A 10,804-nucleotide genomic window follows, 5' to 3' on the forward strand; every position below is an offset into this window, starting at 1 on the left:
GTGGGAGGGACGGGCCGTGCGCGCGGGGATGGCATGGGGACGGCGGACGTCGTCGGCGCTGCGGAGGCACGCGCTCGAGTATCTCGCGGCGGCGGCCTGGCTCCTCGTGGGGTGCGTCGTCGGGGCGCTGGCCGTGGGCGGCATCGGGCCCGCCGGGCGTGCGCGCCTCGTCGACGACCTCCAGAGCATCTTTCAAGCGACGGGGACGGCGTGGCCGGCGGCCTCCACGGTGTTCGCGCGCGCGTTGGAGGTCCACGCGGCGACGGCTGCGCTCCTGTGGGCGTTCGCGTTCACGGCGCTTGGGCTCGCCGTCGTGCCGGCGGTGCTGTTCGCGCGCGGCTTCTCCCTGGGCTTCGCCACGGGATTCCTGGTCTATGAGGGCGGCTGGGCTGGCATGGCGATTGTCGGCGTCTCCCTGTTCCCGGCGCAGGCCGTGCTGCTGCCCTTGTGGGTCGGGCTGGCGGGGGCGTCGTGGCGCCTGGCCTGGCGGTTCGCCCGCCAGCGGACCGGTGGGCCGCGAGTCGCCTGGCCCGACGCCCTCGCCGCTCACGCGCCCTGGGCGGCGGCGGCCGGCCTGGCCGTCCTGGCGGCGAGCCTCCTCGACGCCTACCTGGCGCCTGCCGGGCTGCGCGCGGTCCTCCGCTCCCTCGCGCCGTGATGTCTCCGCCTCCCATCTTTTCATTGAGGACGGAACTCGCCGAGCGGTATACTGGCGTGGGATTTGTCCTGGAAACGGGCCGTCAGGGCCCACTTGGCCGGTCGGGTTCCGGCCGCGGGGGGTTACGGAGTGATCGTCGGCGTACCGAAGGAAATCAAGGCGTACGAGAATCGCGTCGCGTTGACACCCGCGGGTGTCCACGCGCTGCGGTCGCACGGCCACGAGGTCCTCGTCGAGACGGGAGCCGGAGCCGGCAGCGGTTTTTCGGACGAGGAGTACGCGGCGGCCGGCGCGCGCATTCTCGCCTCGGCGGACGAGCTCTTCGCCCAGGCGGAGATGATCGTCAAGGTCAAGGAACCCCAGCCGGTCGAGGTCGAGCGCCTGCGCGAGAACCAGATCCTCTTCACGTACCTGCACCTCGCCCCGGATGCGGAGCTCACGCACGGTCTCCTGCGGAAGAAGGTCGTCGCGATCGCGTATGAGACGGTCCAATTGCCGGATCGCTCGCTGCCGCTGCTCACGCCGATGAGCGAAGTGGCCGGTCGCATGGCGGTCCAGATCGGCGCCCACTTCCTCGAAAAGCCGCAGGGCGGTTCGGGCGTCCTCCTGGGTGGCGTGCCCGGCGTGGCTCCGGGCCACGTGGTGATCATCGGCGGCGGCGTCGTCGGCACGAATGCGGCGAAGATGGCCGTCGGCATGGGCGCCCGCGTCACCATCATCGACATCAACGCGGAGCGGCTCCGCCAGCTCGACGACCTCTTCGGCGCGCGGGTGACGACCCTCATGTCGAACGCGCACAACATCGCCGCCGCGGTGGCCAGCGCGGACCTCCTCGTCGGCGCCGTGCTGATCCCGGGCGCTCGGGCGCCGCACCTCGTCACGGAGGACATGGTGCGGAGCATGCGCCCCGGCTCTGTCATCGTCGATGTGGCCATCGACCAGGGCGGCGTGGTGGCGACCTCCGACCGTGTGACCACGCACGCGGAACCCACGTACGTCCGACACGGCGTCGTCCACTACGCGGTCGCGAACATGCCGGGCGCCGTGCCGCGCACGTCCACGTTCGCCCTCACCAACGTCACGCTCCCGTACGTCCTGGCCATCGCGGACAAGGGCTGGCGCCAGGCCGTGGACGAGGATCCCAGCCTCGCCCGCGGCGTCAACATCGTCGCCGGTCGGGTGGTCTATCGCGCGGTGGCCGAGGCCCACGGGCTCGAGTACACCCCTCTGGAGCAAGTCATCTGAGGACGGGGGCGCCGCAAGTTCAGACCGCGGCGCCCGCCTGGCCATCCCCCCGCGAGGGCCCGCGGTTGCAGGACCGATATGTCTTATGTTGAATACACGGGGCACTGAATAGAGTTGCCTGCCGTGGGTCACGCTACCACCGGCTAGGGGGGACCACCGATGGATGCGATGATCGACGAGTACCTGGAGTACCTCCGCGTGGAAAAGGGGCTGGCCTACAACACGCTGGACTCCTACAGGCGGGATCTTCGGGATTTCGCACGGTTTCTCGCCCGGCGGAACGAGACACCCACGGCGGCGACGCGACAGGCGGTGGCGGCCTACCTCGTCTCCCTGGAGCGCCAAGGGCGGGCGACGTCGACCGTCGCGCGGCGTCTCGCGGCGCTGAAGTCGTTTTACCAGTACCTCGTGCAATCCCAGCGCCTGGCGCATGACCCCACGGTGGAGCTCGAATCGCCGAAGCAGAAGAAGCGGTTGCCCCATGTCCTCACCGTCAAGGAGATCGAGTTGCTGCTGGCGCAGCCGGACAGCTCCACGCCCGCGGGGATGCGGGACAGCGCCATGCTGGAGCTGCTCTACGCTTCCGGCATCCGCGTGTCGGAGCTCGTCAGCCTCAACTGCGACGACATCTCGCTGGACCTCGGCTACCTTCGCTGCGTCGGCAAGGGGTCCAAGGAGCGGATCGTGCCGATCGGCTCCGTGGCGGTGCGCGCCGTTCGGCGTTACCTGGAAGCGGGCCGCCCGGGCCTCGTCAAGGATCCTCGCCAGACGGCGCTGTTCGTCAACCATCACGGCGGCCGGCTGACGCGTCAGGGATTCTGGAAGCTCATCAAGAAATACGCGAAGGACGCTGGCATCGAAAAGCCGATCACTCCCCACGTCCTGCGCCACTCGTTCGCCACGCACCTCCTGGAGAACGGGGCGGACCTGCGCGCCGTGCAGGAGATGCTCGGCCATGCCGACATCTCCACGACGCAGATCTACACGCATCTGACCCAGAACCGGATCAAGGACGTCTACGCGCGCGCCCATCCCAGAGCGTAGGACTCTGGGCGCCGGGGCTCTGCGCTTCGTTGCCGGTGGAAGCCCCCGGTGCTAGACTCCACTGGGAGGCGGAAGCGTGGATATTCCTGGCATCAATCCGTACGTCTTTCACATCGGGCCGTTCGGTGTGCGCTGGTACGGATTCTTCATGGCCATATCCATGGCGGTGGCCATTTTTTTCTTCGTCCGCTTCGGCCGGCGCCGCGGCCTCAGTGAAGACTTCCTTTACAACGTCAGCCTCGCCGGAATCATCAGCGGCATCGTCGGCGCCCGCCTGATGTACGTGCTGACGAACCCACAGTATTTCTTGCAGTTTCCTTCCGAAATCATCCGCGTCGATCACGGCGGGCTCTCCATCCACGGCGCGCTCCTGGGCGGCGTCCTCGGCGTGGCCGCGTACGCGCGCCGGTACCGGGTTCCGGTCAGCCCGCTCCTGGACTGGGCCGTGCCCGGCGTGGCGGTCGGCATCGCGCTGGTCCGCATCGGCAACATCTTCAACCGCGAGATCCTCGGCCACCCCGCGGCCGTCCTCGGGGGGGCCCGCCACCCTGCGCAGCTGTACGGGTCGGCCATCGGACTCCTCGTCCTGGCGCTGTACGTCTACCAGTCGCGCCGGGAGACGCCGGACGGGTACCGGTTCTGGTCATTCCTCGCCGCGTACACGCTCCTGCGGGGCGCGGTCGAGGAAACGTTCCGGGACAACCCGCTCTACGTGATTCAGTACGTCAACGAAGAGTGGGGCATCGGCTTCATGACGCTCACGCAGTGGGTGACGCTACCGATCCTGGCGTTCGCCCTCTGGATGCTCGTCCGCTCGAAGCGGCTGGACCTCCACTGGCGTCCTGAGCCGGGCCACCCGGCCGCGGAGGACGATGCGCGCGGCCCCGCCGGCGACGCGCCTGCGCCGGAGGGAAGCGCACCGGAGGCCGCGGAGACGGCGGAACCGGGGGAACCGGGCGGTGAGGGGAGCGGGAACGCGCCCGGGGAGGAGTCGCGCGCGTGACGGCGCCGGGCCTGCGCGACCTCCCCGCGGTTCATGACCTGCTCGCGCACCCGGCCGTCGCGGCCTGGGCCGACCGCATCGCCGCGCCGGTCCGCACGCGGCTCGCTCAGGCTTTGGTCGGCGAGTGGCGGGAGCGGCTCCGCTCGGGAGAGGAGGTCGTGCTGCCCGCGGGCGCCTCGTTTCGCGATGTCCTCGGCCAGGCGCTCGCCGCCCGTCTGGAATCGCTGTGGCGCGGCCGGCTGCGCCGGGTGATCAACGCCACGGGAGTGGTCCTGCACACCAACCTCGGCCGCGCCCCCCTCCCGGAGGCCGCGCTGGAGGCTGTCGCGGCGCTGAGGGGATACTGGAACCTCGAATTCGACCTCGAAGAGGGGGAACGGGGCGACCGCAGCGACCTCGTCGCCGACCTCCTCCGCGTCCTGACCGGGGCCGAGGCGTGCCTCGTCGTCAACAACAACGCGGCGGCCGTCCTCCTGCTGCTCGCCGCGGTCGCGTCCGGGCGCGAGGTCGTCGTGTCGCGCGGCGAGCTCGTGGAGATCGGCGGCTCGTTCCGCGTGCCCGAGGTCATGGCGGCGTCGGGCGCGATTCTTCGCGAAGTCGGCACCACCAACCGAACGTACGCGCGCGACTACGAGCGGGCGCTGGGCCCGTCGACGGCGGCGCTGCTCAAGGTGCACCGCAGCAACTTCACCCTTGCGGGCTTCACGCACGACGCGTCGCTCGAGGAGTTGGCTGCCCTCGGGCGGGAGCGGGGTCTGCCCGTGCTGTTCGATCTCGGCAGCGGCGCGCTGGCGCCCGAATTCGTGCCGGCGCTTTCCGGCGAACCGACGGTCGCGGAGGCGCTGGCGGCCGGCGCGGACGTCGTCACCTTCTCCGGCGACAAGCTCCTCGGCGGCCCGCAGTGCGGCATCATCGCAGGGCGGGCGGATCTCGTCCGCGCCTGCGCGCGCCACCCGCTCTACCGCGCGCTGCGCGTCGACAAGGTCACGCTCGCGATGTTGACCGCCACCCTGCGCGCGTACCTGCATCCGGACAACGCGCGGGCCGAGATCCCCGCGCTCGCCATGCTCGCGATGCCGGCGGAAGCGCTGGCGGCGCGCGCGCGGGCGCTGGCGGCCCGGTTGCGCGAGGCCCTGGGCCCGGCTGCCGGCGTCGACACGCGCGCCGGCGCATCGGTCGCGGGCGGCGGCTCGGCGCCGGCCCGAGAGATGCCCACCACGGTCGTCGCCGTGCGGCCCGTGCGCCTCGGCGCCGCGGAGGCGGCGCGCCGGCTGCGCCGCGGGGATCCGGCGGTCGTCGTGCGCGTCGCCGGGGAAGCGATTCTTGTGGACCCGCGCACGCTGGATCCGGACGACGACGACGCGATCGTTCTCGCTTTCGCGCGCGCGCTGTCGCCCGGCGAATCGTCCCGCGCGCCCGGCTAACGCTTCACCGCGACGGGCATCCTACTCCACAGACATGAGGGAGGGATGAGGGTGCCTCGTCTTGGTGCATGGTGGCGTCGGTTCGGGCCCCTGGCCCTCGCGATCGCCGTGACGTGCGCCGCGTTTCCGCCCGCGGCCCTCGCCGAGGGAAACGTGACCGCGCAAGCGCCCGGCGCGCCCGAGATCGCGTCGCCGTCCGCCGTGCTCATGGACGCCAACTCCGGCGACATCCTGCTGGCGAAGAACCCGCATGACAAACGCAACCCGGCGAGCGTGACGAAACTGATGACGCTCGCCGTGCTCTATGACGCCGTCGCGAACGGGGAGGTCCACTGGGACGACACCGTCACGGCCAGCGAGCACGCGGCGAGCATGGGCGGCTCTCAGGTGTTCCTGTCCCCTGGGGAGACGTTCTCTCTCAAGGAGATGACGGCAGCCGTCGCGGTGGCCTCGGCCAACGACGCCGCGATGGCGGTGGCCGAGCACGTCGCGGGCTCGGAAGAGGCCTTCGTGAAGCGCATGCAGGCGCTCGCCGAGAAGATCGGGATGAAGGACTCTTCCTTTCGCAACCCGCATGGCCTGGACGCGGACGGTCACGTCATGAGCGCGTACGACATCGCGCTGCTGTCGCGCTATCTCGTGACCCACCACCCGGAGATCCTCGAGCTCACCCGCACGTGGATGGCGCCGTTCCGGGCCCCGCCGCGGGAGTTCATCCTCGTCAGCACGAACACGTTCCTCAAACGCTACCCTGGCGTCGACGGCCTGAAGACCGGCTGGACGAGCCAGGCCGGCTGGAGCGTGAGCATCACGGCCGTGCGCGGCTCGACGCGCCTGATCGCGGTCGTCTTGGGCGCGTCGACATCGGACCAGCGCTGGGCGGATGTCCGCAAGATGCTGGACTGGGGCTTCGCCAACTTTGAAACGGTCCCCGTGGCGAAGGCGGGCCAGGTGCTGCGCGCCGTCGCCGTCGACAAGGGCGTGGTGCGCCAGGTGGCGGCCGTCAGCCCCGAAGCCGTGGCCGTGACGGTGCGGAAGGGGCAACGCGAGCGCGTCACGCAGGAGGTCAGCCTGCCCGCGCGCGTCGAGGCCCCGGTGGCCGCAGGGCAGAGGCTCGGCACGATCACGGTCAAGGTCGACGGCAAGGTGGTCCGGCAACAACCGCTGGTGGCGGCCGAAGCGAGCGCGAGGGCGGGCTATGGGCTGCTGTTCCGTCGCATTCTGGAGGCCGCCTGGCCCTGGTAGCCGCCTCCTGACATCGTATTTGGCGAAAAGTGGCGGAAATCGTCGATTGTGTCGAGCGCGCGAGCTCTCGCGCGCTCGTTCTTTTTGCAGGATATCGTTTCCGTGCGACGAAGAGGCGGTTGACGGGGGTGGGCGCAATTGCGGCTTGAGCGCGAACTCGTCGGCGACCGCCTCGTCGTCCGGCTCGAAGGCGACCTGGACGTCCGCAGCGCGGAGACGTTCCGGCGGAGCGTGGACGAGTGGCTGGACGCCACGAACGCAAAGGGCCTCATCGTCAACATGACCGCGGCGGGATTCGTGGACAGCACGGGCCTGGGCGCCCTCTTGGGGCGGTACCGCAGGTTGCAGGGCGCGCGCCGCTCGATGGTGCTGGTGGCGCCTCCTGCCGGCACGCTGGCCGTGCTGGAGCTGGCCGGCATCCCCAGCCTCATGCCGATCGTGTCGAGCGAAGCCGAGGCGCTGGAGGTGGCCGTGGGATGAGCGAACGTGACAACCACTTGACGCTGGAGATGCCCAGCCTCGCCGCGAACGTCGGCGTGGCGCGCGTCAGCCTCGCGGCGTTCGCGAGCCAGCTGGACTTCACGCTCGCCGAGCTGGAGGAGCTGAAGGTCGCCGTCTCCGAGGCGGTGACGAACTGCGTGCTGCATGCCTATCCGGAGCGGCCGGGCAAGGTGCGGATCGAAGCGTGGATCGAGGACGGCGAGGTGGGGGTCCGCGTGCAGGATTGGGGCGTCGGCATCGAGGACGTCGAGCAGGCCCGCCAGGCCGCCTACACGTCGTCCGACGACCCCGACCACCTGGGCCTCGGCTTCACGTTCATGGAGAACTTCATGGACCGGGTGGAGGTGTGGTCGCAGCCCGGCGCGGGCACCGTCGTCACGATGACGAAGCGCCCGCGCATGGCCGCGCTTCAGCCGGCGAACGGCGAGGAGCGTCAGGCGTGACGCACGCGAGCGACGAGGATCTCTTCGCCCGCCTCGCCGCCGGCGACGCGAGCGCGCGCGAGGAGCTCGTCACGCGTCACATGGGCCTCGTCCATCACGTGGTCCGCCGCTTCCCCGGCGCCAGCGACGCGGAGGACCTCGTCCAGGCGGGCATCCTCGGCCTGATCCAGGCCATCGACCGCTTCGACCCGCGAAGGGGCGTGCGCTTTTCCAGCTTCGCCGTGCCGTACATTCTCGGCGAGGTCCGCGCCTGCTTCCACAGGCTGCAATCCGGTGCGCACGTCGGCCGCGGCGCGGCGCGCCTGGCGCAGCGAGCGCGCGCGGCGGCGCGCGAGCTGGCGCAGTCGCTGGGTCGCGAACCGTCGCTGCGGGAGTTGGCCGCCGCGATCGACGTCGACAGCGGCGACCTCGCCCAGTTGCTCGACGCGCGACGGCCGGCCGCGTCCCTCGAGCCCGCGCCCGAGGACGAGGCCGTCACGCCCGAAGTGCCGGCGGAACCCTCGTTTGAAGCGGAGTGGATCGAGCGCCACGCCGTGCGGGAGATCCTCGCCCGCCTGGACGATCGCGAGCGGCGCCTGATCGCGCTCCGGTACTTCGGCGGCCTTTCCCAGGCGGAGGTCGGCCGCCGTCTCGGCCTGTCGCAAGTGCACGTCTCGCGCCTGGAGCGGCGCATCCTCGAGCGCCTCCGAGAAGCCGTGCGGCCGTAACGCCTTCGTGTCGCGGCGTATCCTGCCCGGCGCCTCCGTCGATCCTAACGGCGGGGGTGGCGACGGTGCACGCGCGCGATCGCTTCGCGCGCCGCGTCGGACGCGTGTTTCTGTGGATCCTCGCGTTGCTCGTCGGCGCGTGGCTCTGGCACGCGCTGTCTCGCCCGGCGCCGGCCCCTCCGCCCAGCGGCGCCGTGCTGATCCGCATACCGCCGCTCCACGGTGGAGATTCTAGCCTCGCGGGAGGTGAGGGTCGGTGGAGGTCGTGAAAGTGCTGGAGCTCGTCGGCGATTCTCCCCAGGGCTGGCAGCAGGCGGTGGAAAACGCCGTGCAGGAGGCGGCGAAGACCATCGACGGCATCACCGGCGTCGAAGTGTACAACCTGACTGCCAACGTGAAGAACGGCAAGCTTGTCGAGTACAAGGCGAACGTGAAGATCGCCTACGCCGTCGACCGGGAGCGGTAGGTCATGGCCAGAGCGAGCCAAGCGCAAGCGGAGGCGTACCGGCGGCAGCAGCAGAAGGCCAAGCCGCCGGTGCCCTGGGCCCGGAACCTCTTCTGGGCCTTTCTTGTGGGCGGCACCATCTGCACCGTGGGTGAGGTGGTGCTGAAGTTCTTCATGGCCCAGGGGATGCGGGCCGATCAGGCCGCGGTGCCGACGGCCTCGGTGATGGTGTTGATCGGCTCGCTTCTCACCGGCCTGGGCGTGTACGACGAGCTCGTTCGCCTGGCCGGCATGGGCGCGGCGCTGCCGATCACGGGCTTCGCCAACTCCATCGTGGCGCCGGCGATGGAGTACAAGCGCGAGGGCTGGGTGATGGGCGTCGGAGCCCGCATGTTCCAGGTGGCGGGCCCGGTCATCGTCTACGGCATCGTCGTCTCGTTCGCCGTCGGTCTCGTCTGGTTCCTCGTGCACGGGGGGCCGCGCTGATGCCGTCCACCATGCAGGAAGCGGGCCGCCGTGTGGGCGAGCGGACGATCCGCTTTCGCGCGGAACCGCGCCTCGTGGCGGCGGCCGCCGTCGGCGGCCGGATGGAAGGCGAGGGACCCCTCGGCCACGAGTTCGACGAGGTCGATCCGGACAGCCTGCTCGGCCAGGCGTCGTGGGAGCGCGCGGAGCGCGAGCTCATGCGGCGCGCCGTGGCGCACGCGCTGCGCAAGGCCGGGTGGAGCACGGACGACGTCGACTTCATGTTCGGCGGCGATCTCCTCAACCAGATCGTCTCGACCAGCTTCGCCGCGAGGGATCTCGACATCCCGACGTTCGGGCTGTTCTCCGCGTGCGCGACGCTCACGGCCGCGCTCACCCTCGCGGCGATGGCCGTCGACGGCGGGTATGCGCGGCGGGCGCTCGTCAGCGTGTCCAGCCACCACGAGACGGCCGAGCGCCAGTACCGCTTTCCCACGGAGTTCGGCAACCAGCGCCCGCCCACGGCGCAGTGGACGGCGACGGCCGGGGCAGCCTTCCTCCTTTGCGGAGGGGGCGACGGGCCGCGCGTGACGATGGCCACGCCGGGGCGAGTGGTCGACTACGGGGTCAAGGATCCCTTTGACATGGGCTCCGCGATGGCGCCGGCGGCCGCCGACACGATTGAGGCCCACCTCCGGGACACCGGGCGCGCCCCGGACGACTACGACATGATCCTCACGGGCGATCTCGCCGCGGTGGGCACGCCGCTCGTGCGGGAACTGCTGTCGCAGCGCGGCTACCGGATCGACGACGTGCACGAGGACTGCGGCCTGCTCCTCTATGACCGCGAGCGGCAGGACGTGCACGCGGGGGGCAGCGGCGCGGCGTGCAGCGGATCCACCGTGGCGGCCCACATCTGGAAGCGGCTGGCCAGCGGGGAGTTGCGCCGCGTCCTGCTGGTGGCGACCGGCGCCCTGCACAGCCCGACGACCTACCAGCAGGGCGAGGCGATCCCGTGCGTGGCGCACGCCGTGGTGATCGAGGCGCCGGGCGGCGGGGAATGAGACCCGGACCGGCGTGAACGGGGGGACGGCGACGTGGACTACGTCTGGGCGTTTGTGGTCGGGGGCCTTCTGTGCGTCGCGGCGCAGATCGTGGCCGACGGCACGCCGCTGACGCCGGCGCACACGATGGTGCTGTTCGTGATCCTCGGTGCCGTCGCCAGCGGGCTCGGCCTGTATGAACCGCTCATCCAGTTCGCGGGGGCGGGTGCCAGCGTGCCGCTGCCGGGTTTCGGCCACGCCCTCGTCCAGGGGATCATCCAGGACGCTTCCCGCACCGGCTGGGTCGGCCTGTTCACGGGCGGGCTGGCCGCGACCGCCATGGGCGTCACGGCGGCCGTGCTCTTCGGCTTCCTCGTCGCCGCCATCTTCAATCCGCGCGGTTGAGGGGTCTCCGCATGGTCACGAGCGCGGTCGCGCCGACGCCCGTCAACCGGCGCCTCGACCTGAACCGCGACTGGCTTCGGGAACGTCTCGGCCTCGGGGTCAGCTGCGACGTCATCTGGCGGGAGATCGAGTTCGCGGGGCGGCGGGCGGGGCTCCTGGCCGTCCGCGGCCTCTTC

General features: G+C 70.9%; 14 protein-coding genes. All 14 read left to right on the forward strand.

Annotation, left to right across the window (positions count from 1 at the left end; translation table 11 throughout):
- The first annotated feature begins 16 nt into the window (after positions 1-16).
- On the forward strand, positions 17-658 hold the full coding sequence (locus IRZ18_06230; protein ID MBX5476704.1) for a hypothetical protein: 642 nt from the start codon (positions 17-19) through the stop codon (positions 656-658).
- A gap of 129 nt (positions 659-787) precedes the next feature.
- Positions 788-1,903, forward strand: coding sequence for an alanine dehydrogenase (ald, locus tag IRZ18_06235; protein ID MBX5476705.1), 1,116 nt, complete (start codon positions 788-790; stop codon positions 1,901-1,903).
- Positions 1,904-2,062: 159 nt separating this feature from the next.
- Complete coding sequence (gene xerD / locus IRZ18_06240; protein MBX5476706.1) at positions 2,063-2,947, forward strand: site-specific tyrosine recombinase XerD; 885 nt, start codon at positions 2,063-2,065, stop codon at positions 2,945-2,947.
- A gap of 76 nt (positions 2,948-3,023) precedes the next feature.
- Complete coding sequence (locus tag IRZ18_06245) at positions 3,024-3,950, forward strand: prolipoprotein diacylglyceryl transferase (GenBank protein MBX5476707.1); 927 nt, start codon at positions 3,024-3,026, stop codon at positions 3,948-3,950.
- Positions 3,947-5,374 (forward strand): L-seryl-tRNA(Sec) selenium transferase, encoded by a 1,428-nt coding sequence (locus IRZ18_06250; protein ID MBX5476708.1) that lies wholly within the window; start codon positions 3,947-3,949, stop codon positions 5,372-5,374. The genes IRZ18_06245 and IRZ18_06250 overlap by 4 nt, the downstream gene beginning before the upstream one ends.
- A 51-nt stretch (positions 5,375-5,425) precedes the next feature.
- Entirely contained in the window at positions 5,426-6,619 is a 1,194-nt protein-coding gene (locus IRZ18_06255; GenBank protein ID MBX5476709.1) for a D-alanyl-D-alanine carboxypeptidase, read from the forward strand.
- A gap of 138 nt (positions 6,620-6,757) precedes the next feature.
- On the forward strand, positions 6,758-7,099 hold the full coding sequence (locus tag IRZ18_06260; GenBank protein ID MBX5476710.1) for an anti-sigma factor antagonist: 342 nt from the start codon (positions 6,758-6,760) through the stop codon (positions 7,097-7,099).
- Positions 7,096-7,563 (forward strand): anti-sigma F factor, encoded by a 468-nt coding sequence (locus IRZ18_06265; GenBank protein ID MBX5476711.1) that lies wholly within the window; start codon positions 7,096-7,098, stop codon positions 7,561-7,563. Before IRZ18_06260 ends, IRZ18_06265 begins: the two co-directional genes overlap by 4 nt.
- Positions 7,560-8,270, forward strand: a complete 711-nt coding sequence (locus IRZ18_06270; protein MBX5476712.1) for a sigma-70 family RNA polymerase sigma factor — start codon at positions 7,560-7,562, stop codon at positions 8,268-8,270. The genes IRZ18_06265 and IRZ18_06270 overlap by 4 nt, the downstream gene beginning before the upstream one ends.
- Before the next feature lie 256 nt (positions 8,271-8,526).
- Positions 8,527-8,736: a dodecin domain-containing protein gene (locus IRZ18_06275; GenBank protein MBX5476713.1), complete on the forward strand. Its 210-nt coding sequence runs from the start codon at positions 8,527-8,529 to the stop codon at positions 8,734-8,736.
- A 3-nt stretch (positions 8,737-8,739) separates the two neighbouring features.
- Positions 8,740-9,201, forward strand: a complete 462-nt coding sequence (gene spoVAC, locus IRZ18_06280) for a stage V sporulation protein AC (GenBank protein ID MBX5476714.1) — start codon at positions 8,740-8,742, stop codon at positions 9,199-9,201.
- 11 nt (positions 9,202-9,212) lie between these two features.
- Positions 9,213-10,244, forward strand: a complete 1,032-nt coding sequence (gene spoVAD / locus IRZ18_06285; GenBank protein MBX5476715.1) for a stage V sporulation protein AD — start codon at positions 9,213-9,215, stop codon at positions 10,242-10,244.
- Between the two features lie 33 nt (positions 10,245-10,277).
- Positions 10,278-10,628: a stage V sporulation protein AE gene (spoVAE, locus tag IRZ18_06290; protein MBX5476716.1), complete on the forward strand. Its 351-nt coding sequence runs from the start codon at positions 10,278-10,280 to the stop codon at positions 10,626-10,628.
- An 11-nt stretch (positions 10,629-10,639) separates the two neighbouring features.
- Positions 10,640-10,804, forward strand: a 165-nt coding sequence (locus IRZ18_06295; GenBank protein ID MBX5476717.1) for a hypothetical protein, incomplete at its 3' end; no start/stop codon positions are given.

The organism is Clostridia bacterium, assembly GCA_019683875.1.
GTDB lineage: Bacteria > Bacillota > Sulfobacillia > RBS10-35 > Bu92 > Bu92.